At 52.9% G+C, this 24,823-nt stretch carries 27 protein-coding genes; 14 read left to right on the top strand and 13 right to left on the bottom strand.

The annotated features are described in order from the left end of the window. Genes ACHZCX_RS03070 through ACHZCX_RS03050 form a run of 5 tightly spaced genes read left to right on the top strand, consistent with a single transcriptional unit; the run spans position 1 to position 3,852 of the window. Entirely contained in the window at positions 1-825 is an 825-nt protein-coding gene (locus tag ACHZCX_RS03070) for a menaquinone biosynthesis protein (protein ID WP_319585767.1), read from the top strand. A 43-nt stretch (positions 826-868) separates the two neighbouring features. Beyond that, on the top strand, positions 869-1,588 hold the full coding sequence (locus ACHZCX_RS03065; protein WP_319585766.1) for a ubiquinone/menaquinone biosynthesis methyltransferase: 720 nt from the start codon (positions 869-871) through the stop codon (positions 1,586-1,588). Between the two features lie 2 nt (positions 1,589-1,590). Further along, the gene (locus tag ACHZCX_RS03060; RefSeq protein WP_319585765.1) at positions 1,591-2,181 is read left to right on the top strand and encodes a UbiX family flavin prenyltransferase; all 591 of its coding nucleotides are present in this window, start codon (positions 1,591-1,593) and stop codon (positions 2,179-2,181) included. Then, positions 2,166-3,023, top strand: coding sequence for a UbiA-like polyprenyltransferase (locus ACHZCX_RS03055; protein WP_319585764.1), 858 nt, complete (start codon positions 2,166-2,168; stop codon positions 3,021-3,023). The genes ACHZCX_RS03060 and ACHZCX_RS03055 overlap by 16 nt, the downstream gene beginning before the upstream one ends. Position 3,024: 1 nt before the next feature. Beyond that, positions 3,025-3,852, top strand: a complete 828-nt coding sequence (locus tag ACHZCX_RS03050) for a DUF3108 domain-containing protein (RefSeq protein ID WP_319585763.1) — start codon at positions 3,025-3,027, stop codon at positions 3,850-3,852. A gap of 30 nt (positions 3,853-3,882) precedes the next feature. Here ACHZCX_RS03050 and ACHZCX_RS03045 read toward each other — a convergent pair whose 3' ends face one another. Together ACHZCX_RS03045 and ACHZCX_RS03040 are read right to left on the bottom strand one after the other, a co-directional pair. Beyond that, positions 3,883-4,281 (bottom strand): Hsp20/alpha crystallin family protein, encoded by a 399-nt coding sequence (locus ACHZCX_RS03045; RefSeq protein WP_319585762.1) that lies wholly within the window; start codon positions 4,279-4,281, stop codon positions 3,883-3,885. A 10-nt stretch (positions 4,282-4,291) separates the two neighbouring features. Beyond that, positions 4,292-4,750 (bottom strand): Hsp20/alpha crystallin family protein, encoded by a 459-nt coding sequence (locus ACHZCX_RS03040; RefSeq protein ID WP_319585761.1) that lies wholly within the window; start codon positions 4,748-4,750, stop codon positions 4,292-4,294. A 177-nt stretch (positions 4,751-4,927) separates the two neighbouring features. On the opposite strand from ACHZCX_RS03040, the gene ACHZCX_RS03035 reads away from it, so the two are divergent. After that, the gene (locus tag ACHZCX_RS03035) at positions 4,928-5,818 is read left to right on the top strand and encodes a phosphoribosylaminoimidazolesuccinocarboxamide synthase (RefSeq protein WP_319585760.1); all 891 of its coding nucleotides are present in this window, start codon (positions 4,928-4,930) and stop codon (positions 5,816-5,818) included. 9 nt (positions 5,819-5,827) lie between these two features. Here the strand turns inward: ACHZCX_RS03035 and ACHZCX_RS03030 are convergent, their stop codons facing one another. After that, the gene (locus ACHZCX_RS03030; protein ID WP_319585759.1) at positions 5,828-6,106 is read right to left on the bottom strand and encodes an RNA-binding S4 domain-containing protein; all 279 of its coding nucleotides are present in this window, start codon (positions 6,104-6,106) and stop codon (positions 5,828-5,830) included. Positions 6,107-6,250: 144 nt separating this feature from the next. Here ACHZCX_RS03030 and ACHZCX_RS03025 point away from each other — a divergent pair, with 144 nt between their 5' ends. Genes ACHZCX_RS03025 through ACHZCX_RS03010 form a run of 4 tightly spaced genes read left to right on the top strand, consistent with a single transcriptional unit; the run spans position 6,251 to position 9,901 of the window. Then, on the top strand, positions 6,251-7,183 hold the full coding sequence (locus ACHZCX_RS03025) for an NADH:ubiquinone oxidoreductase (protein WP_319585758.1): 933 nt from the start codon (positions 6,251-6,253) through the stop codon (positions 7,181-7,183). Between the two features lie 21 nt (positions 7,184-7,204). Continuing rightward, positions 7,205-8,710, top strand: coding sequence for a nickel-dependent hydrogenase large subunit (locus ACHZCX_RS03020; protein WP_319585757.1), 1,506 nt, complete (start codon positions 7,205-7,207; stop codon positions 8,708-8,710). Between the two features lie 20 nt (positions 8,711-8,730). Then, positions 8,731-9,135: a hydrogenase maturation protease gene (locus ACHZCX_RS03015; protein ID WP_319585756.1), complete on the top strand. Its 405-nt coding sequence runs from the start codon at positions 8,731-8,733 to the stop codon at positions 9,133-9,135. Then, a complete protein-coding gene (locus ACHZCX_RS03010; protein ID WP_319585755.1) occupies positions 9,122-9,901 on the top strand; it encodes a diguanylate cyclase in 780 nt (259 codons plus the stop codon). The genes ACHZCX_RS03015 and ACHZCX_RS03010 overlap by 14 nt, the downstream gene beginning before the upstream one ends. A 26-nt stretch (positions 9,902-9,927) precedes the next feature. Here the strand turns inward: ACHZCX_RS03010 and ACHZCX_RS03005 are convergent, their stop codons facing one another. The 10 genes from ACHZCX_RS03005 to ACHZCX_RS02960 all read right to left on the bottom strand — a co-directional run bounded on the left by ACHZCX_RS03005 (position 9,928) and on the right by ACHZCX_RS02960 (position 20,833). Further along, the gene (locus ACHZCX_RS03005; protein WP_319585754.1) at positions 9,928-10,797 is read right to left on the bottom strand and encodes a radical SAM protein; all 870 of its coding nucleotides are present in this window, start codon (positions 10,795-10,797) and stop codon (positions 9,928-9,930) included. A gap of 32 nt (positions 10,798-10,829) precedes the next feature. Beyond that, positions 10,830-11,486: a histidinol phosphate phosphatase domain-containing protein gene (locus tag ACHZCX_RS03000; RefSeq protein WP_319585753.1), complete on the bottom strand. Its 657-nt coding sequence runs from the start codon at positions 11,484-11,486 to the stop codon at positions 10,830-10,832. Between the two features lie 33 nt (positions 11,487-11,519). Further along, entirely contained in the window at positions 11,520-12,869 is a 1,350-nt protein-coding gene (miaB, locus tag ACHZCX_RS02995) for a tRNA (N6-isopentenyl adenosine(37)-C2)-methylthiotransferase MiaB (protein WP_319585752.1), read from the bottom strand. After that, on the bottom strand, positions 12,866-13,114 hold the full coding sequence (locus ACHZCX_RS02990; protein ID WP_394708742.1) for a DUF4911 domain-containing protein: 249 nt from the start codon (positions 13,112-13,114) through the stop codon (positions 12,866-12,868). Before ACHZCX_RS02990 ends, miaB begins: the two co-directional genes overlap by 4 nt. A gap of 36 nt (positions 13,115-13,150) precedes the next feature. Next, on the bottom strand, positions 13,151-14,593 hold the full coding sequence (gene purB, locus ACHZCX_RS02985; protein WP_319585751.1) for an adenylosuccinate lyase: 1,443 nt from the start codon (positions 14,591-14,593) through the stop codon (positions 13,151-13,153). A 201-nt stretch (positions 14,594-14,794) separates the two neighbouring features. Then, positions 14,795-16,456, bottom strand: a complete 1,662-nt coding sequence (gene recJ / locus ACHZCX_RS02980) for a single-stranded-DNA-specific exonuclease RecJ (RefSeq protein WP_319585750.1) — start codon at positions 16,454-16,456, stop codon at positions 14,795-14,797. A gap of 83 nt (positions 16,457-16,539) precedes the next feature. Further along, complete coding sequence (gene miaA / locus ACHZCX_RS02975; RefSeq protein ID WP_319585749.1) at positions 16,540-17,457, bottom strand: tRNA (adenosine(37)-N6)-dimethylallyltransferase MiaA; 918 nt, start codon at positions 17,455-17,457, stop codon at positions 16,540-16,542. Positions 17,458-17,483: 26 nt separating this feature from the next. Then, positions 17,484-18,011, bottom strand: a complete 528-nt coding sequence (locus tag ACHZCX_RS02970; protein ID WP_319585748.1) for a helix-hairpin-helix domain-containing protein — start codon at positions 18,009-18,011, stop codon at positions 17,484-17,486. After that, positions 17,992-19,587 carry a citramalate synthase gene (gene cimA, locus ACHZCX_RS02965; RefSeq protein ID WP_319585747.1) on the bottom strand — a complete coding sequence of 532 codons (1,596 nt, stop codon included), beginning with the start codon at positions 19,585-19,587 and terminating at the stop codon, positions 17,992-17,994. The genes ACHZCX_RS02970 and cimA overlap by 20 nt, the downstream gene beginning before the upstream one ends. A 4-nt stretch (positions 19,588-19,591) precedes the next feature. Further along, complete coding sequence (locus ACHZCX_RS02960) at positions 19,592-20,833, bottom strand: aspartate kinase (RefSeq protein WP_319585746.1); 1,242 nt, start codon at positions 20,831-20,833, stop codon at positions 19,592-19,594. A gap of 253 nt (positions 20,834-21,086) precedes the next feature. Between ACHZCX_RS02960 and ACHZCX_RS02955 the strand changes: the two genes are divergently transcribed. The 4 genes from ACHZCX_RS02955 (at position 21,087) to rlmN (ending at position 24,799) form a co-directional block, all read left to right on the top strand. Further along, positions 21,087-21,551 carry a tRNA (cytidine(34)-2'-O)-methyltransferase gene (locus ACHZCX_RS02955; RefSeq protein ID WP_319585745.1) on the top strand — a complete coding sequence of 155 codons (465 nt, stop codon included), beginning with the start codon at positions 21,087-21,089 and terminating at the stop codon, positions 21,549-21,551. Between the two features lie 41 nt (positions 21,552-21,592). Continuing rightward, positions 21,593-22,675: a 3-phosphoserine/phosphohydroxythreonine transaminase gene (gene serC, locus ACHZCX_RS02950; protein WP_319585744.1), complete on the top strand. Its 1,083-nt coding sequence runs from the start codon at positions 21,593-21,595 to the stop codon at positions 22,673-22,675. 58 nt (positions 22,676-22,733) lie between these two features. After that, positions 22,734-23,603, top strand: coding sequence for a radical SAM protein (locus ACHZCX_RS02945; RefSeq protein ID WP_319585743.1), 870 nt, complete (start codon positions 22,734-22,736; stop codon positions 23,601-23,603). 80 nt (positions 23,604-23,683) lie between these two features. Then, positions 23,684-24,799 (top strand): 23S rRNA (adenine(2503)-C(2))-methyltransferase RlmN, encoded by a 1,116-nt coding sequence (gene rlmN / locus ACHZCX_RS02940; protein WP_319585742.1) that lies wholly within the window; start codon positions 23,684-23,686, stop codon positions 24,797-24,799. Positions 24,800-24,823: the final 24 nt, after the last annotated feature.

Raw genomic sequence — 24,823 nt, 5'->3', positions numbered from 1 at the left:
ATGGTGCGCATCGGTATGGTGAACTACATCAACACGGCTCCCATCTATGAAATCTGGAAGGAGCGCACCCTACCGGCTGAGTGGCAGATGATCGAAGGACAACCGAGCCAGTTAAACGCCCTGCTGGCCGAAGACCGGATCGACATGGGCTTTGTCAGTTCTTATGCCTACGCCGCGCATCCCGCTCGCTATCAGATCCTTGCCGACCTTTCCATCAGTGCCACCGGCCCGGTGGGTAGTGTTTTTCTCTTTTCCCAACTCCGACCAGAGGACCTTGACGGGAAATTGATGATCCTGAGCGGTCAATCCGACACCTCTATTCGTCTGGTTAAGATTATTCTTGAGGAATTTTACCGAGTCAAGCCACGCTATGGCGTCGGTGATGTGTACGGCGCCAGCGCCCATACAAGAGGCGTGAGCGCCGTGTTAGCGATCGGCGATGATGCCCTGCGGCTGAAAGCGGAGGGGCGGTATCCTGTCCAGTTGGATCTCGGTGAAATCTGGCACAAGGTCACCGGTCTGCCTTTTGTTTTTTCGGTGTGCGCGGTCCGTGAGGCCTTCCTTGCTGAACAGCCCGAAACTGCCAGGGCTATCAGGCAAACCCTGGTCGAATGCCGGGAGCAGGGCACCCTGCGCATGGCCGAGATCTGCGATCGGGTGGCACGACGCATCCCCATGGATTGCGAAGCTTGTTCACGGTATCTGATGGGGATTGAACACGATCTCACTCCGGTCAAAATCTTGGCTCTAGAGCGGTTTTTTCAGTATCTGGTGGATCGGGGCGAGGCCCCGGCTGAGACCCTACCGCTGAAAATATTCCAATAACACTATCCTGTAGAACGTGCAGATCGGTATCGAGTGATTTCTCATGAATGACGCGCAACTCCTTGATGATAAGAAAAAATTTGTCAAAGAAAAGTTTTCCTCGATCAGTGGGCGGTACGATCTCCTCAACTCACTTCTTTCCTTGCAGATTGACCGCTACTGGCGCTGGAGGACGACCCGATTGCTGCGGAAATTTCCCGATGGCTGGGTGCTCGATCTCTGTGCCGGAACCTTGCCTCTTGCCCTGGAACTGACCAGACAGGCGGCTCAGAGAAGGGTGCTGGCCGTTGATTTCTGCGAGGATATGCTCCGGGCAGGCGCTAAGGCCCTTCCTGCCGATAACCGCAAGGCGCGCATCTTTCCGGTCTGCGGTGACGGCGAAATCATTCCGGCACCCTCCAGTTCCTTCTGGGGCTGCACTGTGGCCTTCGGGGTGCGTAACCTGTCGCGAACCCTGCAAGGGTTGCAAGAGATGCATCGCATCCTGCGACCATCAGGCAAGCTGCTTATCCTTGAATTTTCCCGGCCAACCAATCCAATCATCAAACCGCTTTACACTTTTTACCTGAACCGTGTGCTGCCGGCCGTAGCCGGCCTTATTTCCGGCGACAAGGAGGCCTATCAGTACCTGGCCTCTTCGATTGCCGCTTTCTACGAACCGGAAGAACTTCTAGCCCTGATGCGCGAAGCCGGATTCAGCGCCGTTTCGCGAAGGCCACTGACCTTTGGCATCGTCTCCATCTACATCGGAATCAAGGAATAACCATGACTGGCTGTCACCGCATCATCCTGGGGATCACCGGCGCCACCGGCATGCTCTACGTGCCGGCGCTGCTGCAATTGCTTGCCGAACAAAAAATAGAGGTCCACGGCATCATCTCCGAGGCGGGCCGTAAGGTTTTGCAGTTTGAACTGGGCCTCGCGCCGGAGCAGTTGCCGCAGGTGAGCCAGTGGTTTGCCTCAGACGATTTTTTTGCGCCTCCCGCTTCGGGATCCGCCTCTTATGACGCCATGGTGGTTCTGCCCTGCAGCATGGGCAGCTTGGCGGCCATTGCCGGCGGCTATTGCGGCAACCTGCTGCATCGGAGCGCCGATGTCACTTTGAAAGAGCGGCGCCCCTTACTCCTTGCAGTCCGGGAAACCCCGCTGAACCGCACCCACTTGCGCAATATGCTGGCTGCCCATGAAGCCGGCGCGGTAATCTGCCCACCCATGCCCTCTTTTTACCATCATCCCAAGGATCTGAAAGACCTTGTCCTCCATTTTGCCGCCCGCCTCTGTGACCTGTTGGGTGTCCCGGTCTCTGCTACCAACATCAATCGCTGGCAGGGGGGGGGAATATGTGGAAGAAGGTGACCATCCTGCTTGAGATGATCAAATTCGAGCACACGGTTTTCGCCCTGCCGTTTGCCCTGATGGGCGCTTTTCTCGCTCAGCGGGGCCTCCCAGCGGTCAACGTTTTTTTCTGGGTGGTGCTGGCCATGGTTGGGGCTCGTACCTGTGCCATGGGGTTCAACCGGATCGTGGACCGACGATTTGACGCCGTCAATCCGCGCACTGCAGACCGCGCTCTGCCGGCAGGACAGGTCAGCCTTTTTGAGTCCTGGCTGATGGTGGTGCTGGCTGGCATGCTCTTCTTCTTTGCCTGTTTCATGCTCAACCCCCTCACCCTCAATATCGCACCGGTCGCCCTTGGCCTGGCTCTCTTTTACTCGCTCACCAAGCGGTTCACTTGGCTCTGCCACCTGGTGCTTGGAGTAGCGCTTGCCTTTTCACCGCTTGGGGGTTGGTTGGCTGTGGCCGCCAGCTTGGACGATTATCCGTGGGTCCTGTCGCTGGGGGTTCTTTTCTGGGTTGCCGGGTTTGATTGCGTCTACGCTTGCCTGGACGCCGATTTTGACCGCGAGGCCGGGTTATTCTCCATGCCGGCACTTTTTGGGCGGCGCAACGGTTTTCGTGTTGCTGTCACCTTCCACGTTTTGGCATTCCTCCTCTTCACCTTGACTGGTGTGCAGATGGGGCTGAATTTTTGGTTTTACGCCGGGATCCTGGTCACCGGCGGTGCACTTTTCTATCAGCACCTCATCGTTAACCCCAGGGATCTTTCGCGCATTCAACAATCCTTCTTTTCCATGAACGGATTGATTGCCCTGACTCTTTTCCTTTCCACCTGGATTGCTCTGGCAACGGCCTCCTGATATGCGATCGCCAACGAGACTCTTCCTTTTTTGGTTTCTGCTTGGATTGAGCAGCCAGGGAAGTGTTTTCGCCGAAGAAGTGCTCGAAACTCGCCCTTCCCAGGTTAATCAGGCTACGCTTGCCGTCATCTTTTCCGGTTCCGAGACCCTGCACTATGCAGTCAGCTGGAGCGGCGGAATGAAAATTGGCGATATCTACATGAAAATACAGAGAGAAAAAGCAAAAGATGACGCCTTCAACATCTCGGCAAAGGTCAAGGATTATGGCCCGCTGGAGCTGTTCTATCCGGTGGACGATACCTTTAACTGCTTTGTCTCCGGTCCGATGAAGCTGCCGTACCGCTACGAAGTGCAACAAAAAGAAGGGTATCGCAAGGAAACCAAACGGTTGACCCACTATGATCAGGCAAACCTTTTAGTGCGATATCAAAAAAACAGGGAACCTGAGGAACAATTCGAGATTGCCGGCACAGTGTACAATGAATTCGCCTCGTTCATCATCACCAGAGCGCTGGCTTTGCAAGAAGGAGCGGACATCGTCGTGCCTACCTTTGCCGATAAAAAACGGCAAGAAGTCAAAGTTGCGCTTCTCCAACGGGAAAAGCGGCAAACCGTGTTCGGTGAAAAGGAAACGCTGAAGGTTCTGCCTAAAATGTATTTTAAGGGTTTGTATGAGAAAAGCGGTGACACCATTCTCTGGCTCACCGATGACAGATGCCGGGTGCCGGTGGAGATTCACTCCAAGATCGCGATCGGCTCACTGGTGGCGGAATTGGTCGAATACGCCAATTCCGCCTGTCCAGAACTGAGGCGGGTGAAGGACCGCTGAAAGCACGCTCTGAGTTGAAGGAAAAAAGTTTCAACCGAGTTTAACCTCAATTCTCCTCGGTTGCGCCGGGGCGGCCTTGGGCAGGTGCACGGTGAGGACACCGTCGGTGAGGGAGGCCTCGATTTTTTCCTGATCAATCGTTTCCGCCACCGTGAAGCGCCGGAGATAGTGGCCGCTTTCGTATTCTTCGAGGACAATTCGACCGGTGTGATTGGGGAGAGAACGATGTCCCTGGAGAGTAAGAATGTTCTCTTCCAGAGAGAGTTCAATGCCTTCAAGCGTCACTCCCGGCATGTCGGCGATCACGGCCACTTCCCGGTCCGTTTCATAGATGTCGACATGCGGGGCAAAATAGGTCTCATTTTTGGTGGTTTCATCGCCCGGTTGCGCCGCTTTTTTCTCTTGAATCTTCAATTCCTGTTCAGTCATGACATGCCTCCTATTCGGCAGTAACTTTGATCTGGCGCGGAGTGACTGCAGATGCCTTTAACAAGGTAATGGTCAGGATACCATTGGTGAGTCGCGCCCCAACTTGCTCCGTGTCGACTTTGATTGGAAGCGTGATGGCCCGGCTGAAACTCCCCGATTCGATCTCGCGGCGATGATAGGAAGCCCCGGTCTCGTTCTGCCTGCGGTCGCGTTTTCCTTGAAGGGTGAGTGTTTCCCCTTCAATGGAGAGTTCGAGATCCGACGTTTTGACTCCCGGCAATTCGGCAGTGATCAGCAGCCTGTCGGTTTCTTCGTAAATATTGAGTGCCGGATAAACATTCGCCCGATTCTGTCCCTTGCCCTTTTCGACATACGAGCGGGAAAGCTCGTCAAGCCCTTGGCGGATACGCTCGAATTCGGCCCAGGGGTTACGAAAGGCCGGCCGTTCTGCAAATCGTATAAATGCCATAATCTACCTCCTTATTGGGGTTGTGGTTGGCGATGATAGGTAACAGTAAGGTGCCGAAAGAGCTTGTCAAGGAGGGCGGACGAGTGGAAAGTCGGTTGCTTTTTTGTCTCGAATTGACAACTATAAAGACTAAAGAATGACCGTTATGTTTTATCAACAAAATGAAGGAGTGAAGAGATGAACGAGGCTGTGATTGCCACCGAGTGCCCGGATTTACACTTAATCCATCGCGGCAAAGTGCGGGATATGTTCGAAATTCCCGGCCATGCCGATAAATTGCTGATGGTGGCCACCGATCGGATTTCTGCCTATGATGTGATCATGGCCGATCCCATCCCCGGCAAAGGGAAGATTTTAACCGAGATTTCGCTGTTCTGGTTCAAGCTGCTCGGCGATATCGTGCCCAATCATCTGATCAGCGCCGATATTGAGCAGTTTCCTCTGGTCTGCCAGCAGTACTGGGCTCAGTTGGAAGGCCGCTCCATGCTGGTTAAACGGACCAAAGTGGTGCCGATTGAATGCATTGTCCGCGGTTACCTGAGCGGTTCGTTCTGGAGTGCCTATAAAAAAAGCACCACAGTTTGCGGCTTCAAGCTGCCCGAGGGAATGCGCGAATCCGACAAGTTTTCCGAACCGCTTTTCACACCCTCCACCAAAGCGGAACTGGGAATGCACGATGAAAATATTTCGATTGAACAAATGCGGAAGTTGGTTGGCGGAGAACTGACCGATCAAATGGCTGCTGTCAGTCTCCGGCTCTATCAGTGGGCCGCTGATTATGCCCGCACCAAGGGAATCATCATCGCTGACACCAAGTTTGAAATGGGGATGGACGGCGAGACGCTGACCTTGGTGGACGAAGTCTTGACCCCGGACTCTTCCCGCTTCTGGCCGTTGGATCAATATATGCCGGGAAAAGGGCAGCCGAGTTTCGATAAGCAGTTCCTGCGCGATTATCTTTCCTCTCTTGACTGGAACAAACAGCCACCGCCGCCTGCCGTACCGGCGGAGATTTTAGAGAAAACGCGCAGTCGCTACGAAGAGGCGAAGGAAAAACTGACCCGTTAAGCCTCCCTCTCAATCGCCCTGTTCCGTATCGCTGTTGGCGGCGGGGCAGGGCTCGCTCCCTGTGACTCGCATCTCAACACCGTTAAAACTGATGAGATCACCAGGATACAGTTTGCGGCGTTTTCTTGTTTCCACAACCCCGTTAACCCGCGCGAGTCCCTGACTGATCAGGTACCTGGCTTCTCCACCGCTGGCGGCCAGATTTTCCCGTTTCAGCAGTTTATCCAGCTCAATATATTCCGTGTTGATGGACGTCATTTCAATTTGATCGGCTTGCAAGGTTTGCATACAGTGCTCGTGATGTGTCTCACAGCCAAAAAAGCCTGTGAATGAAAAAAGTTATCGGCTTGACAGGAACAGTCAACCCGGCATAAATTAGAAACTATAGGGTATTGTAAAGAAGAAAAACACTGTACCAGAGGAGAGAGACGCATGCCAACAGCCTTGTGGTTGCAATGCGGCGCCTGTGGCGGCGACACTATGAGCTTCCTGGGAATGGGAACACCGCATCTGCCCGCCTTGCTGGAAGAATTGGAGATGACTCTCTGGCACCCCTCACTCAGTTTCGGTAATCGAGTCTCTTACGAAACCTTATTGAACGACCTGCGCCGAGGCTCGAGGCCTCTGGACCTTCTGCTCATCGAAGGATTTATTCTCGGCGGACCAGCCGCAAGTGGCGGCTACGATACCTTTCGCGGAGAATCCAAAGCCGTCATTGTCCAAGAGCTGGCGGCCAAGGCCGGAGCGGTGGTGGCTGTCGGCACCTGTGCCTGTTTCGGAGGCATCGGCAAGTTGGGGGCAATCGATGCCATCGGCTTACAGTTTTTCCACCATCAGGCCGGCGGGTTGTTAGGAGAACATTTCCGGTCGCGACGCGGGTGGCCGGTGATCAACCTGCCGGGATGCCCGGTTCATCCTACTGTTTTGCAGGACACGCTCTGCGCAGTCTGCGAGGATCGCCTGCCCGAGCTCAACGACTATCAGGCACCGGAGGACTGGTTCGGTATCCTGGTGCATCAAGGCTGCACCCGCAACGAGTATCACGAATACCGGGTTGAAGACAACGATTTCGGCGGACCGGGGTGCATGTTCTTCCACATGGGTTGCCGAGGTCCGCTGACCTATGCGCCCTGCAACAAGGTGCTCTGGAATAACCGTAACTCCAAGACCAATGCCGGTGTTCCCTGTTTTGGCTGTACTCATCCCGATTTTCCCCAGGATCACCCTTTTTTCCACACCCCCAATATCATTGACGTCCCTCTGGAACTGCCGGACGGGGTCGACCGTGCCCACTATCTGGCCTATAAAGGCATGGCTGCCGCCGCCGCTCCCGAGCGGCTGGTGAAAAGAAAATCGCGGGTCTGACCCCGAACAGGAGCACTGCCCATGGCGAAAACCGTGTATATGCCGATGAACCGGGTCGAGGGCGATCTGGAGGTCAAGGTCACCATTGAGAATGGCATTGTCAGCGACGCCTGGATGATCGGCTCCATGTATCGCGGGATCGAAAACATGCTTATCGGCCGCAATTCCCTGGACGGCCTGGTGATTACACCGCGTATCTGCGGCATCTGCAGCACCAGTCACCTTCTTACCGCTGCCATGGCCCTGGAAAACATCACCGGCACAGCGGTCAGCCCCAATGGTCTGCTTGTGCGCAATATCGCCTTGGCAGCCGAGAAACTGCAGAGCGATCTCAGGCATATCTTTCTCATGTTCGCCGCCGATCTGACCGCGGAAGGCTACGCCGCCCATGATCTTTATCCCGAGATTGTGCGGCGATACCAGCCTTTTCAGGGCAGCGCGGTTGTGGCCACTATTCTGGCCACCAAAAAAATCCCGGAGATCATTGCCATTCTCGGCGGGCAATGGCCCCACTCTTCTTTCATCGTTCCCGGCGGCATCACCTCACAACCCAGCGAGGCAGACCTGCGACAGTGCCGTTTACTGCTGTCCGAGTTCCGCCGTTGGTATGAGCAGCGCGTACTAGGTTGCTCTAGAGATCGGTTTGCCGCGGTGACCAACTGCAGGCAACTTGAGGATTGGCTTGATGAGCGTCCGGAACATCATGGCGGTGAACTGGGCTTTTTCCTGCGCTGCGGACAGGCTTTTGGTTTGGATGGCATCGGCAGGTCCCATGATTGCTATCTGAGCGGACCGGAACCGGCTGAGGGTAGCGGTCCGGGAGCATCCTGCGGCGGTTTTCTCCACAAAGGGACCTTGAGCGAATTTGACCAGCAACGGATTGTCGAGCAGGTCAAGCACGCCCGCTACCAGGACCTGAATTCCGGAGGTCATCCGGCAGAAGCCGAGACCCACCCTCTGGAGACGATTGATCCTGAAAAATATTCCTGGTGCAAAGCGCCGCGCTACAATGGTTTTCCGCCTGAAACCGGCGCGTTGGCCGAGGCCCTTATCAGGCAAGATCCCCTTTTGACCGATCTGGTTGCCACCCGGGGCGCATCCGCCCTGGCTCGGGCTTTGGCCAGGATGCTGCGACCGGCACACATCCTGCGGCAAATGGAACAATGGCTGGGCGCAATGACGACCGGAGAGAGTTATTATCAGCCGGCTGGTTCTCCAGCTAATGGCTCAGGATTTGGGCTTGTCCAGGCCCCCCGCGGATTACTCGGGCACTGGGTGCAGTTAAACGGCGGCTATATCGACCATTATCAAGTCATTACCCCGACTTCATGGAATGCATCGCCCCGTGACGACAGGGATCTGCGCGGCCCCATTGAGGAGGCTCTGGTGGGCACCCCGATTCGCAACCCCGAGGATCCGGTCGAAGTTGGGCATGTGGTCCGTAGCTTTGATCTCTGCATGGTCTGCTCAGTCCACGCCTTTTCGAAAAAGAATCGATCTCTTGGCAGGTTGCGCCTCGGAATATGACAAAATGCCGGATCATTTGTGTGGGCAACAGCCTAGTGGCGGCCGATGCCGCCGGCCTTCATGTATTTGACGAACTACGGACCAGATCGTGCTGCCACCAGGTCGAAATCATCAATGGCGGCTTGGGTGGCTTGGACCTACTCCCCTTTTTTTATAACTGTGATACGGTCATCTTGGTGGATAGGGTGGTTGGGTTTGCCGAACCCGGCGCTGTCGTCCATCTGGGGTGGGATATTCTTTGTGCCGATTGGCATGGGGGGTATTCCCCTTCCAGTGAACTACTCTATCTGCTCAAATCCTTGCCCTTTTTAGGAGTGTCGCCGATGCCGTCGGTGTGCATGATCGGGATCGAAGGGGCAGGGGCGCGGGAGACGATCAAGTTGGCCGCCGACATGGCCCTGGAGGTTGCCCATGAAACTCCATGATCTCTACCATTTGGACAGTCAGCAACTGCAACAATGCAGCAAGGACGAACTGTTTGCGGGCTACCGGCTTCTTTACCGGGAAGTGCTGGCCTCCCGTGAGGCAGCGGCGATCACCGCCAAACTGGTGGTCGAGCAGATGACCAAGGTGGAGGAGGTCAACAAGCACCTTGAACTCGCCAATGACGAACTAAGAAAACTGACCAATCTAGATGGGTTAACCGGAATCGCCAATCGCCGTTATCATGAAGACAAACTCCACCGCGAGTGGCGGCGTTGTCAACGCAACAACAGCCCCCTATCGGCCATCATGATCGATATCGATCATTTTAAATATTTTAACGACCATTACGGCCATATTGCTGGTGATCAGTGTTTGCGTGAAGTCGCTCAGGCCCTGCAGAAGGGAATGCGCCGGATTTCCGATTCCTTGGCCCGGTACGGAGGCGAGGAGTTTGTCTGCCTCTTGCCCGACTGTAACGGGGAGGCCGCCCACAAGGTAGCCGAACTGTTCAACCTAAAGATTCAAGCACTCGGCATTCCCCATGTGGCTTCCCGAGTCGCGCCCATTCTCACGGTCAGCCAGGGGGTCGCTTCCTTGATCCCTTCCAGGGACATCAAGGCCAACGAGTTAATCCAGCGGGCCGATCAGGCCTTATACCAGGCGAAACTCTGGGGCCGAAACCGGATTGTGGTTTTGAGTGATTCTGGCCCACATCCGATGCAACATGGCAACGAAGAGGAAAAACAAGGATTCACAAAAAGATAACGACACTGAGTTAATATTTTTTGAAGTTACAGCGCTCTCAGAAATTCGGGCTTCAATGCCAGGTTGCCGGCAAGGGCCTGGTCGATCAGGGCGAGGGTTGCCGTTTTTTCCTCGGGGAGCTTGGCCCGGATCGGCAAATAATTAGAGGCGTGGTTGGCGTGGAAAAGGCCAGCAGTCAGCTCGGTGGTGGCAATTATGGTTCGCAACTCCCGCAAGATGGCCAAAGGTTCGGGCATGGCAAATCGGCCCGCCTGATATTCGGCGTGGAGGAGTGTCCCCGGTTCAATCATCAAACTCAAGACACCTACAAAATCAGGATCCATCGCGCTCAGAACCCGGCCGGTCTCAACGGCATGCGTCTCGGACCGTTCCGCTCCGGCGATGCCAAGCAGGACAGTGACCGACAACCGAATGCCGGTAGCCTTTGTCTTCCTGCCCATTTCAATCATCTCCGTCGAAGTCGCACCCTTGTTCATGCCAGCCAGGGTGAGGTCGTCACCGCTTTCCAGCCCCATGTAGGCAATTCCCAATCCGAGCTGTTGCAGAACTTGCAACTCCTCTACCGTCTTTGATTGAAGGCTTTTACTGTTGGCATAGATGCCGACCCTGGTTACTTGCGGCAACCTGGATTTGATCCGTTCGAGAAGGGTAACCAGTTTAGATTGTGGAAGAACCAAGGCATCGCCATCACAAAGAAATAGCCGCCGGGCATGAGGAAAGTGGCGGACGGCATAATCGATATCGGCAAAAATAATCTCGTCCGGCGTGATCGTGAACCGCTGGCCCTTGTACATCCCACAAAAATTGCATTTGTTGTGGGAGCAGCCTGTGGTCACCTGCAACAAGATACTGTTGGCTTCGCTGGGGGGCCTGTAAATGGTTCCTTGATAGTGCATGTCTTTTGGGGATTATTTGTGTAACTAACCGGTTATTCGAGCGGTTTCAGCCGTTTGAACAGCTCCGTCATATCCCGCCTGATTTTCAGGTAACGCTCTCGACTTAGGCCAGCGCCTAACCCAACCTTTTCCGCCATCTCCGGCGTTAGAAAATCACCGGGAGCATGGGCGTCGGCATTGATTGCCAGAGATGCCCCGGTTCGCTCCGCCACTCGAGCAACATGGCCGTTGGTTAAACTGTGCCCCTTGCGGCCTGATAATTCGAGGAAGATATTTCTTTGGGCAGCCAACGCTGCCTCTTCTTCGGTTATGAAACCGGGATGCGCCAGGAGATGGATGTCCGCCTCAAGAGCAGCCCGATTGGTACCAGGCACCACCGGCTCCACTGGCGTTTCACCATGCACCACAATCAGCTGGGCACCAAGTGCACGTGATTGGGCGGCGAGCGGAGCAATGAGGGCAGGGGGCACATGAGTCAGCTCGACACCAACGATCAGCTGGGTGGTGTTGACCCGGTTTAAGTCCCGGGCGACCCTAATCAGGTTGGGGATGAGTATATGGATATTGGAGGAGTCGGCATGGTCGGTAATGGCAATGGCCTCATACCCGAGGACTTCGACCCGACGAACATGTTCGGAGGGAACCAGGGCGCCGTCACTGAAAAAGGTGTGGGAGTGGAAATCAATCATATATTTATAATGCGTTAAACAGAAGAGTTCATCTTATAGTTGAAGTTCTCCTTTCAAGGAGTGCTTCCCTGCCTGACTAATATGTGCTGTTGCCAGGTCGCCGGATTGATGCATTTTACTTGAACATGTGCAGTGGACAATATGATTCGTTGCAGCCCGCCCTTTAAGGTCGTTGCCGCTTACGACTTCAACCATAATCTCAAGTTTCTTTCCGATATACTCACGGTTACGTTCCAAACAAATATCATCCTGTCTATTTTGGAAGGCCGCGAGCCGTCTACTTTTCACATCTTCCGGTATTTTTTCGGCAAATTCGGCAGAGCGAGTATGGGGCCGGTCCGAATATTTAAAGGAAAAGGAACTATGGAACCGGACCGTATTTAACAAATTCATGGTGGCTTGAAAATCCGCATCCGTCTCACCGGGAAAACCGACAATGATGTCGGTTGCCAAAGCGATATCGGGCCGATACCCGCGCAAAGCGGTCACTTTTTCAAGATAGGATTCAACCGTGTATTTTCTGTTCATCCGTTGCAGTACGGCATTGGATCCCGACTGGACCGGCAAGTGAAAATGGGGACAAAGATTCTCAATCTCGGCAAAGCAACGCATCAACTCTTCCGAAAGATCCTTGGGATGAGAAGTGGTGAAGCGAAGCCGGCGAAGCCCCTTAATCGAGGCAACCCGCCGCAACAAGTACGGAAAAGTCACGTTTTCATCCGCCACCTTGTTGGTCATACCGTAGGAATTAACGTTCTGTCCCAGCAGAGTGATTTCTCGTACCCCTTGGCCTACAAGGATCTCCACCTCTTCGAGAATGTCAACCATCGGCCGGCTGATCTCGCGGCCCCTGGTCGTTGGAACCACACAATAACTGCAATAGTTATTGCATCCCTGCATAATGGTGACGAATCGTTTGTAACCGCTGGGTGCAGGGGAGGGCGGCTGGTCAATAAGGAGTTTCTGAAACGGGGGAATAACGAAGGAGTCTTCCAGGTCGGTGGCAATCTCCCTGGTGGTCATTTGCTGCTGCAGACGGTCGAGCATCTCTGGCAGGCGATAGATCTGCTGGGTACCGACAACCAAATCAACATGGGGCATCCGATTCCGGAGCTGCTCTCCCTCTTGCTGGGCAACGCACCCAGTGACGCCAATGAGCAGCGAGGGGTTCCGCGCCTTTTCCTCTCGCAACGAACCGAGCAGGCTAAACACTTTTTGTTCGGCTTTTTCCCTAATACTGCATGTATTAATCAGGATAACATCAGCCCCCTCGGGCACACTGGTTGTATTATAACCCTCCTGAGCAAGGAGTTGCTCGATGATCTCCGAGTCTCGCTCGTTCATCTGGCAACCAAAGGTTTTAATATAGAGGCTTTTGTTCATGGGATCAAAAGAGCAGCCTCATCGTGACTATTGTCGACGTGAAATGGAGTGAGACCCTTGGCCATTGCCTCAAGCAAGCGCATGGTTTCCAAAAAATGGCAGTCCAAGGTTTGGACCCGCACCAAGCCCTGGACCGGCGAAAGGGTAGAGAGGACGGCGAGCCCATCGTACCCTTCAAAAATAAACCGAAGCCAACTAATTTTTTCCGGGCGGATCAAAAGGTACCATTCGATTATGCGGGGCATGTGGCCTGAATTAAAGCAAAGCATAATTTTCGACAATCAAACAACTAAAGATGCATCGATATTGTCGATGATCTTTCTGTATTTATCGAGCACTGGGCCCACGTTTTCCTGGAGAAATTCCGTGGTTTGCATGGCTGCCCGGCCAGTGAACTGCTGATAATCGCCAAGCAGGCTGTCGAGTTCCTTGAAGTCGAAGGGGATACGTTCGTCCTTGGCTAGAAGCTCCAGGAGGTTGTTGTGCAACCCTTGATTTTTTACAGCCAGTCCAGCGGCGACAGAATGCTCTCGAATGACTTCATGTATTTCCTGCCGGCTTTTGCCTTTTTCAACACAGGCCATCAATATTTTTTCGGTAGCCATGAAGGGTAATTCTTCTTTCAAGTGACGCTCTATCTGTTTCGGATAGACAACCATATCGTTCGTTATATTAATATAAAGCTTTAATATTGCATCAGTCAAAAGAAAGGCCTGGGCCATATCCATGCGCCGAATTGCGGAGTCATCCAGGGTGCGTTCAAACCATTGGTTGGCGGCGGTGGCGGCAAAATTAGCTGGAAGCCCCATGAGTTTTCGCGCTAGGCCGGTCATTCGTTCGGAGCGCATGGGATTGCGCTTGTAGGCCATGGCAGAGCTGCCAACCTGCTTGCTCTCAAAAGGTTCTTCCTGAACTTTCAGGTTCGAAAGAAGGCGCAGGTCAACGGCAAATTTGTGGGCGGAGGCCCCAATACCAGCAAGAGTTTCCCCAGTTTTCATGTCGAGTTTCCGGGGATAAGTCTGGCCGGTTACAGCAAAGACCTGGTCAAAGCCGATTTTTTTGGAAACAAGGCGATCTAACTCACGAACTTTTTGGTGGTCACCGTTAAACAGTTCAATAAAGGTCGCTTGGGTACCGACCGTACCCTTGGCGCCGCGGGCCTTGATCTGCCCCTCGAGCTGTTCGATATATTCCAGGTCCATCAGTAAATCTTGGATGTACAAGGTGTTACGTTTGCCGACGGTGGTTGGCTGAGCCGGTTGATAATGGGTAAACCCAAGAGTAGCCAAGTCTTTATGGGTGGCGCAGAAGTCGGCGAGATTGGCAATTACTTTAACAAGGGACCTTTTTACCAGCTGTAACGCGCGCTGCTGGATGAGCAAATCGGTATTACAAACAACAAATTGCGAGGTAGCTCCCAGGTGAATAATCGGCTCGGCAAGCGGGCACTGCTGTCCGTAGGTATAGACATGCGCCATGACATCATGGCGGATTTCACGTTCCTTGGCGGCGGCCATATCATAATCAATATGATCAACATTTGCTTTGAGTTCGGCCACCATTTCTGCGGTCACACTGGCCAGTCCTAATTCGTGTTGCGCCTCAGCCAGGGCGACCCAGCACTTGCGCCAATGGGTAAACTTGTACCGTTCGGAAAACAGTTCCTGCATCTCACGGCTGGTATATCGGGAAACAAGGGGTTCCTGGTAAATATCACGGTTCATGGAGAATCTCTTTGTTGTATTGAATGAAGGTGAAAGGCCTTTAGCTTGTTTCTGGGATTAATTCAATCCTTTGCACAGAAAAAGATTGGTTGCAGGTTTTGTGAAATAGGATGCAGAAAAAATGATTAAACTAGTGCCATACTGGTAAAGTCTGAATGTCGCATAATATATATTATGTTAAATTTTATATAATGATTAATATTAAGGTGATACGAACTGCAGGGCATGGACCTGGTCACGCTCCGCTCCCTTGAACCACAATCGCTTCAATTGAAAAACCAGGTTAGCTGGTTGAGCGAGATCCATCCCAGGGCAATCCAAACGAAAACCGATCCCATGAAAAATATGCCCCCTCCCCTGCACCTGAAAAACTAGGTGCCCGTTTCGCACCCTTGGGGAAAGCAGTTTTTGCTCAGGCAACAAAAAAATTGGCTCAGGATTTCCCTCTCCGAAAGGCTGTAACCATTGTAATGCTTGTGCAAAATTTTTCGTAAGCAGAGAAATGTCTGTCATTCTGTAATCAATAAACGTCTCAACAGTTGTGCTTAAACGATTGTTTAGTTGTATTATTTTTTGGTTGAATAGCTGGGTGAACAGGCCAAAATTTACTTTTTTAAGCGTTAGCCCTACTGCCATTGCGTGGCCGCCAAATTGTTCAAGAACAGGTGAACACTGCTCAAGGACATGAAAAAGGTTAATCCCTCTAATCGATCGCCCGGAACCTTTTATCAAATCCCCCGGACCGTTTTTTTGATCATCGGCAAAGACTATAGTGGGTCGATTGTAACGCTCAACTATTTGTGAGGCCAATATCCCTAATACACCGGGATGGCAATCATGCTGATAGATGGTTAATCCATCAATTCCGGCCTGAGCTTGTTCCACGCATTCTGCCTCAACCATTGCTAACGCATCGATCACAATCTGCTTTCTGGCAGTATTCATCTGTTCCAAAGCAAGGGCTGCCTGTCTCGCCTGCTGCAGGTCTTCTGCGAGAAGCAATTCAACTCCCTTGCGCGGAGAGCCTAATCGACCGGCGGCATTAATCCGTGGGGCCAATTTGAAAGAAATATCCTCAGACAAAATTCTCTGCTCTACTTCCAACCCACTACAATTGCACAGAGAAAATAGGCCAAGTCGGTCTTTTGCAGACAAAACCTCAAGTCCAGCCCGAACGAGAATACGGTTCACCCCCACAAGAGGCACCACATCGGCAACTGTGCCGAGCGCCACTAGGTCGAGGTATTTCTTTAAATTAACACTGGGAGCCATGGTCTTGCGCAAGGCCATAACCAGAAAGAAGGCCACTCCCACGCCCGACAGAAAGGAACAAGGAAAAACGCAACCTGCTTGCTTGGGATTGAGAATAGCATCAGCCGCCGGCAGGATATCCTGCGGTTCATGGTGATCGGTCACGATAATGCGATGTCCAAGTTGCTTTGCATACGCAACCTCACGAATGGCCGTGATGCCGCAGTCCACTGAAATGATGACACCTTCCCTGCACGGACACTGTGCCACCAAGCGGTTGATCGAGCTGACCGATAAACCGTAGCTCTCCTCGAGTCGATTAGGGATGTAAAAAAAGGACTCGTGCCCGATTTCCTTAAAAAATGCCATGAGAAGCGCTGTTGCGGTAATGCCGTCAACATCGTAGTCGCCATGGATAAAAATTGGTCTGTTCTCGCGGCAATTTTCAAGAATGCAGGAAACGGCCTCGCGCATTCCCTTCATCCTTTCCGGCATCGGCAACATCGATAACTGCGGATAGAGAAACTCATTTGCCTGCTCTAGGGTGGTCACGCCACGGCTATATAGGATTTCGCCCAACTGACAAGGGATGCCGAATTCCTTGGCTATCATTTCCCCAAACGCCCTTTCCAGGGGACCTCTGGAGCAAAGCGGGGTGTAGTCAGACTCAGAGGAATCGGTGTAATGCATTGGTATTATAGCTTTTGAAAAAAATTTTCGATAACTATCAAAACTTCATCAGCACGCTCAATATCAAACCATTGCACCTGCTGCTGATTTTTAAACCATGTCATCTGCCTCTTGGCGTATCGCCTGGTATCGCGAACAAGCGCAGCGGTGGCCGTCTCCCTGTCCCATTCTCCGTTGAGGCAGCCAAGCATGTGCCGGTAACCGATCGATTGCATGGCCGGCAGATCTTTGGCGTAGCCCTTGCTTAGAAGGTGTTCAACTTCTTTTGCAAAGGCATCCTGCATCATCCTGACCGTCCGTGTTTTTATGCGATCATACAATAAGTCACGATCACATGTCAGGCCCAATAACAGTATGCGGGATAAACAGGGGGGCCGTGCCGATTCTTTCTGGCGACGAAGATGCTCCGACCAGGGCAGACCGGTGGCATAAAAGATTTCCAGACCGCGGAGAAGACGTTGTGTATCGTTGATGTGGATCCGAAGGCCGCTTTCCCGGTCTATTGCCATCAATTCCCGATGTAGAACGTCCCTCCCCTCGCCCTGCAACCGTTGTCGAAGTTGATCCCGAACCTCTTGCGAAACATGAAGAGTGTCAAACATCCCATTGACTAAAGATGAAAGGTAGAGCCCCGTTCCTCCAGTAATCAGGGGGGTTTTCCCGCGAGCGACGATCTTTTCGATAGCTTGCAAGGTATCACAAGCAAAACGGGCAGCATCATATTGTTCGTCCGGATCGACGATGTCAATCAAGTGATGGGTAATTCTTTGCTGCTCCTCCCTGCTTACCTTGGCGGTTCCGATATCCATATGCCGATAAACCTGCATCGAGTCCATGGAAATGATTTCGCAGTGAAACTTTTCAGCAATCTTGAGAGACAGCGCGGTCTTGCCGATGGCGGTCGGACCAACTAGGACAAGCACCGGAGATGTTACAGGTGGGCAGCTTGTCATTCTTTAAAACTGATCAGGGGCAGAATGCGCTGCAAGATTTTGGGTCCAATTCCTGGAATATTAAGTAGATCCTCGGGGCCGGCGAACCTTCCCTTCTTTTCTAATGCATCGATAATCACCGAAGCTAAATGAGGACCAATACCTGGCAGCATCTCTAAATCCCCTGGCCGACTTTTGTTGATCGGCAAGGGCCGATTGAAAAACAAAGCGAGCTCAGCCGGAAGGTTGCTACCGTTATTTTTTTCGTAAAAAACGTGAGATCCATCTACTTGTTCGGAAACTTGCTCAATGTTTTCCTTCGCGGCCTCTTTACCAGGCATGGCCTCCGTAAGGCTGACAACCTGCCAATGATTCGAACCGTTTTGCTGGGCAATCTTATAGACCGGCGGCGCAACCCCTCTCTCCGGCGACAAATAAGGCAGGGAAAGGATAAATAAACCCAAAAGAAAAAGGACAAGCGTTTGCTTGTCCTTGCAGGTAGTCTCGTCGAGAGTGTGCTCCGAATCAGTCTCTGGTTTTTTCATCTTTCATCAATTTATAGTTAATGCTATCCACCAGTGCCTGCCAACTCGCTTCGATAATGTTCACCGAAACGCCAACCGTGCCCCAACTGTCTTCCAGATCTTTGCTCTCCACCAGAACCCGGACCTTGGCTCCGGTACCATGCTCACCAGTCAAGACCCGAACTTTATAATCGGTGAGCTCCATATCCTCTAAGCTAGGATAAAATCTGGTCAGAGCCTTACGCAGAGCCCGATCCAAGGCATTAACCGGACCATCGCCCATGGCGGCGGTATGTACCTCGTTGTCATCGACATAAAGGCGAATGGTCGCCTCGGTGATCGGGATTTTGGCCATGTCATTCTTGTAATTGCTCACCCGGAAAGCCTCTGGCTGGAAAAATTTCCGCTGCAATCCAAGGGCCCGGCGCATCAGCAACTCAAAACTGGCTTCGGCTGCCTCGTATTGATAGCCTTGATTTTCCAGGTCCTTGAGTTCGTTGACGATCGAGACCATTAACGGATCGTTCTGCTCAATATCCAAACCATATTTTTGCGCCTTCATCAGGACATTGGCCTTGCCGGACTGGTCGGAAATCAGTATGCGCCGAGCATTACCCACCTTCTCCGGGGCAATATGCTCATAGGTCATGGGATTACGCTGGACGGCACTGACATGAATCCCGCCTTTATGGGCAAAGGCGGACTCGCCGATATATGGCTGATAGCGGTTGTGCGGCAGATTGGCTAGCTCATTAACCAGCCTCGCGGTGGTGTATAATTGGTCGATGCGCTTCCCTACCTTGCACTCCAAACCCATTTTGAAGATCAGGGCCGGGATGATTGAGGTCAGGTTGGCGTTGCCGCACCGTTCCCCAAAACCGTTAATGGTGCCCTGTACCTGATTGGCACCGAGATGCACACTCATCAAAGCATTAGCTACTGCTGTTTCAGAATCATTGTGGGAATGGATGCCGAGACGAACTTCGCTGCCTAATTCAGCGCGATACTGCTGCACGCGCTGCATGATCTCAGGAATTTCGTGCGGCAGAGTGCCGCCATTAGTATCGCAGAGAACAATAGTTTCTGCCCCACCTGCAATGGCCTTGCCCAGAGTCGCCAGGCAGTAGTCTCGATTGTTTTTGAATCCGTCAAAAAAATGTTCGGCATCGTAGATCAGATGCTGGACCCGGGGGCGCAGATAAGCGAGAGAATCCTCAATAATCTGCAGGTTGTCTTCAAGTTCGATCCGCAACGCATCGATTACATGGATATCCCAGCTTTTGCCGAAAATCGTCACCGCTGGAGTTTGGGCCGCCAGCAAGGCCTGGATATTGGTGTCGTTTTCCGGACTTTTCTGAAAATGACAGGTCGAACCAAAGGCAGCCAGCTTGGCCTGTTTCAATTCGACATCCTGCATCCGCTTGAAAAAATCAACAGCCAGGGGGTTGGAACCGGGCCAGCCCCCTTCGATAAAATCAATGCCAATCCGGTCCAGTTGCCGACAAACCTTGATTTTATCGTCGACCGAAAGGTTGAAATTCTCGGCCTGGGTACCATCCCGCAGGGTGGTGTCGTACAGTTCGATGACTCGGGTCATTTGTTTACTCTGTCTCTTCCAACGGCAAATTATCTTTGTCCAAAGCAAAAGCGTCGTGCAAGGCTCTGACGGCAAGTTCCGTATATTTCTCGGCAATGACGCAAGACACCTTGATTTCCGAGGTTGACACCATCATCATGTTGACGCCCTCTTTGGCCAGAATCTGAAACATGGTCGAGGCGATACCGGGATGATTCCGCATGCCGACGCCGACAACTGAAACCTTGGCAATGTCTTTATCACCGGTCACCGCCTCCGCCTTGATCTCCTCGGCCACATTTTGCAAGATTTCCATGGCCCGGTCATAATCCCGACGGAGCACCGTGAAGGTCATGTCCGTCAAGCGGCCATCATGGGTGTTCTGGATGATCATGTCGACCAAGATGCCGGCATCGGAAATAGGAAGAAATATTTTAGCCGCAATTCCAGGCTGATCAGGAACTTTTTTAATAGTGATTCGAGCTTCATTCTTACTGTATGTAATACCGGATACCAGCATGGATTCCATGATTTTGTCCTCCTCAACCACCCAGGTGCCAATGTTTTCAGAAAAAGTAGAACGGACATGTACGGGCACACGAAACCTTTTTGCCAGCCCCACAGACCGAATATCCAAAACTTTTGCTCCCAGACTGGCAAGCTCCAGCATTTCGTCGTAACTGATGTAATCGATTTTTCGAGCCTGGGGGCAGATGTTGGGATCGGTTGTGTAGACCCCCTCAACATCAGTGAAAATCTCGCAGGCATCGGCCTGCAACGCTGCGGCAAGAGCCACAGCGGTGGTGTCAGAGCCGCCCCGGCCAAGCGTGGTGATATCCCCGTCATCGGTGACGCCTTGAAACCCGGCGATGACGACGATTTTCCCCTGGTCAAGATGTTTGTTGATCAAGTTCGAATCAATTGAGCGGATCCGGGCTTTGGTATGCATGTTGTCGGTATGAATGGCCACCTGGTCGCCGAGCAGGGAAACAGCGTCGCCCCCTTGATCTTTGACGGCCATGGCAAACAGGGACACGGTCACCTGCTCGCCAGTTGCCAACAGCATATCCATTTCCCGTTCGCTGGGGAGACGCTGCATAGCAAGCGCCAGTCCGGTCAAGCGGTCTGTTTCACCAGACATGGCCGAGAGAACCACGACCATCCGGTTCCCCTGCTTGTGGTTCTTGATAACCCGTTGGGCCACAGCCGTAATTTTTTCCGTAGAACCAACAGAGGTTCCACCAAACTTCTGAACGATGAGCGCCATTATCGTGTCCGCAAAAGAAGAAAAAGGAGAACAAGGGTGCTGGGAGAGGAAAACCGGTCTTTCCAGCTCTGTCATCAAGACCACTCTGTAACGAGTTCGTTTCCTGCAGGCATTCCGGCAGAAGTTGAAAAACCCATCACCAACTGCAAAAGCGGAGCAGAAATTCTAAGACGTATTTTTAAATTTGCAACCTCAATCCATATTCGGTACATACGTGAACACTTTTCTTTCCTTTTTACCATGGCCCTTGTTCATGCCTGCATCTGACTTACACATTGTTTTGGTGGAACCGGAAATCCCCCCCAACACTGGATCTATCGCCCGTTTATGCGGCGCAACGGACACGACCCTGGATCTGGTACACCCTCTGGGGTTCAAGGTGGACGACAGGCATCTCAAGCGAGCCGGGTTGGATTACTGGCCGCATGTCAGTATCAACTACTGGCAGAGTTTTGATGCCTTTCTGCAACAGCAGGATGAACAGTTTCTCTATTTTATCACCACAAAAACAAAGCGATCGTACACGGAAGCCTCGTTCAAACCAGGGGACAAACTGATCTTTGGCAAGGAGACAAAAGGCTTGCCGGAAGATATTCTCACGCTGTATAGTGACCGCTGTCTAACGATTCCCATGAGCAATTCCAATATCCGCAGCCTCAATCTGGCGATGGCTGCGGGTATCGTCCTCTATGAAGCCTTGCGGCAAATCCGCCGATAATACAAACTCACCAATACCACCTCTGTACCAAGGAGAAAGTTATGCCCGAGAGAATTTTTAATTTCAGCCCCGGTCCCGGCACCCTGCCCTATTCCGTTCTTCAGGAGGCGGCAGCCGATATCGTCAATTTCAAGAATACAGGCATTGGCCTGATCGAGCTGAGCCATCGTTCTAAAGAGTTCATGGCCGTAGCCGACGAAACCGAGGCACTCATCCGGGAACTCATGGGCATTCCGAGCAATTACAAGGTCCTTTTTCTCCAGGGCGGCGCCTCGTCACAGTTTTTCATGGTGCCAATGAACCTCTTGAAAAACGACCAGAAGGCCACCTACCTCAACACCGGTGTGTGGGCGAAAAAGGCGATCAAGGAAGCTAAGCTCTTCGGCAAGGTCGACGTCGCCTATTCCAGCGAGGACATCACCTACAAGCGGGTCCCACGCGATGACGAATACACCGTGGCCGCTGACAGTAAATATCTCTACTTCGTCACCAACAACACTATCTACGGCACCCAGTTTCCGGCCATGCCTAACAAGGATGCGATGCTGATTGCTGATATGTCTTCGGATATCCTCTCCAGGCCGATCGATGTCAGCAGGTTTGGCCTGATTTTTGCCGGGGCGCAAAAGAATATGGGACCGGCCGGGGTGACAGTTGTTATCATCCGCGACGATCTGCTCGACTTGGTCGACGACAAGGTGCCGACCATGCTCAAATACAAGACCCATGCTGAAAAAGATTCCATGTTCAACACCCCGCCCTGCTTCTCCATTTACTGTGTTGGCCGGGTGATGAACTGGCTTAAACAGATGGGCGGCGCTGCAGCCATTGAAAAAATCAATCGTCAAAAAGCGGCCATGCTGTACGAAGGAATTGACAGTACCGATTTTTATCGCGGCCATGCCGAGAAAGAATCCCGCTCTTTGATGAATGTCACCTTTAACCTGCCGACCCCGGAACTCGAAGCCCAGTTCATTCGCGAAGCCACCGCAATCGGTCTCGACGGCCTAAAGGGACACCGCTCAGTCGGTGGTTGCCGTGCCTCGATCTACAATGCCTTCCCCAAGGAAGGCGTTGAGAAACTGGTCGAGTTCATGGCCGATTTTTCCAAGAAAAACGGATAATATTTGACTGCGCTCTGTCCGTGGCCGGTTTGGTCATGGACAGAGCCCCCGCTCGCCTGTGGATTATCAAGGAGACATCATCCGGCCCCCCAGTGAGGCCTTTTCCCTTATCCTCCAAGTCACCACCGGTTGTTCCCATAACCGCTGCACCTTCTGCGGTGCTTATCGTAACAAGCCATTTCAGATTAAGCCCTGGAAGCAGATCGAGGCGGATCTCGATTTTGCCGCCACCTGGTGCGGGCGGCACACTACCCTGTTCCTCGCCGATGGCGATGCCCTTGCCCTGCCCCACGCCTTATTAACAACACTGCTCCTGCGCATCCGGGAAAAACTGCCCTGGATTCGCCGGGTGAGTTCCTATGCCACCTGCCAGAACATCATGGTAAAAAGCGACGAGCAGCTTCGGTGCTACAAACAATGGGGGCTGAGCCGTTTGTACATGGGGCTGGAGAGCGGTCATGACCCGACGCTCACGGCCATCGCCAAGGGAGTCGATAGCGAGGCGATGATCACAGCTGGCCAGCTGGTGCGGGCAGCGGGCATCTTTTTGTCGGTCACCTGCCTTCTGGGCATTGCCGGAGCGACTCTCTCCCAGGAACATGCGCAAGCCACAGCCGAGGTGCTCAGTCGGATGCAGCCGCACCAAATTGCGGTCCTCACCCTGATGCCGCTTGAAAACACCCCATTGTACCGGCAGATACGGGCTGGTCGGTTCATTCTCCCTAACCCGGTGCAGCTTTTTGAGGAGTTGCGCCGCCTGCTGGCTGACCTGGCTCCGTTTCGGACTCAGTTTCACGCCAACCATGCCTCAAATTACTTTGCCTTGAGCGGCAGGCTACCCAAGGATAAGGACGTAATGCTGGCCACTATCGACCAAGCCCTTGCCGGCCTCGTCCCCTTGAAACCAGAGCCTTGTCGAGGCCTGTAACCCCTGCGCTGCATCTGGCTACAACTCATGAAGTAAACTGCTTAAATTTAAAGCGATACAACGCATCATTCAATATTTGCATGAATCTTAATCAGCCGAAAACCGACCTCAAGAATCTCACTCAGGAACAATTGGTACGCTATGTCGAATCCCTGGGACACCCCTCCTTTCGGGGACGGCAGATCCTCGCCTGGATTTACAAGCCAGGGATCACCGATTTTGCCCAGATGACCGATCTCGCCAAGGAATTCCGGGCAGTGCTAGCAGAATCGGCCTTCATCAGCCGTTTTAACGACTCGATGGTGGAATGCTCGCGCGATGGCGCCGTTAAGTTCGCCTTTCGCCTCGACGACGGCGAGATCATCGAATCGGTCCTGATCCCCGAAGAAGACCGCAATACCCTCTGCGTCTCCTCGCAGGTGGGGTGCGCTATGGGCTGCACGTTCTGCCTGACAGGGACCATGGGGTTCCGGCGCAACCTGACCACGGCGGAAATTGTCAATCAGGTCTGCGCAGTACGGGATTGGGCACTTGCCCATGAAAAGGGCTCCCTGACCAATATTGTCTTCATGGGCATGGGCGAACCGTTGGCGAACTTCGAACGCCTCATCGACGCCATTTCTATCTTCACCGAACAACGAGGGCTCGATTTTTCCAACCGGCGCATTACTGTCTCCACCTGCGGATTGGTGCCGCAGATGCAGTTGCTGGGTGACCAGACTGACGTTAACCTGGCGGTTTCACTGCATGCCGCCGATGATGTCGTCCGCACCAGCTTGATGCCGATCAACAAACGTTACCCACTGGCCGAATTAATCGAAGCCTGCCGCACCTATCGACAGAAGCGGCGCAAGCGGATCATGTTTGAATACACTCTGCTCGAAGGTATCAACGACAGCGATGCTGATGCGGAAAAACTCGCGGATCTGCTGCTGACAGTCCCCTGTAAAATCAATTTACTGGCGGTGAATCCGGCCGGTGACAGCACTTATAAAAGCCCAGGGCCAGCGCGCGTCCTTCGCTTCCAGAAAATCCTGCGTGATCGGGACTTTACGGTTTTTATTCGTCAGAGTCGGGGTGAAGATATTTCAGCGGCTTGCGGTCAACTGGCGGGAAAAGGATGGGATGCGGAGAAGGTGGAACCGTCGGCGGTGGTGGCGGCACCTACCCCCACGGAAGTTGGGAAGGAAAGCTGAAAAACATGTTACAGACGAACTGAT

This window comes from uncultured Desulfobulbus sp. (assembly GCF_963662935.2).
GTDB lineage: Bacteria > Desulfobacterota > Desulfobulbia > Desulfobulbales > Desulfobulbaceae > Desulfobulbus.
The sequence above is the reverse complement of the archived record's forward strand: the minus strand, read 5'-3'. Positions and strand labels throughout refer to the sequence as shown.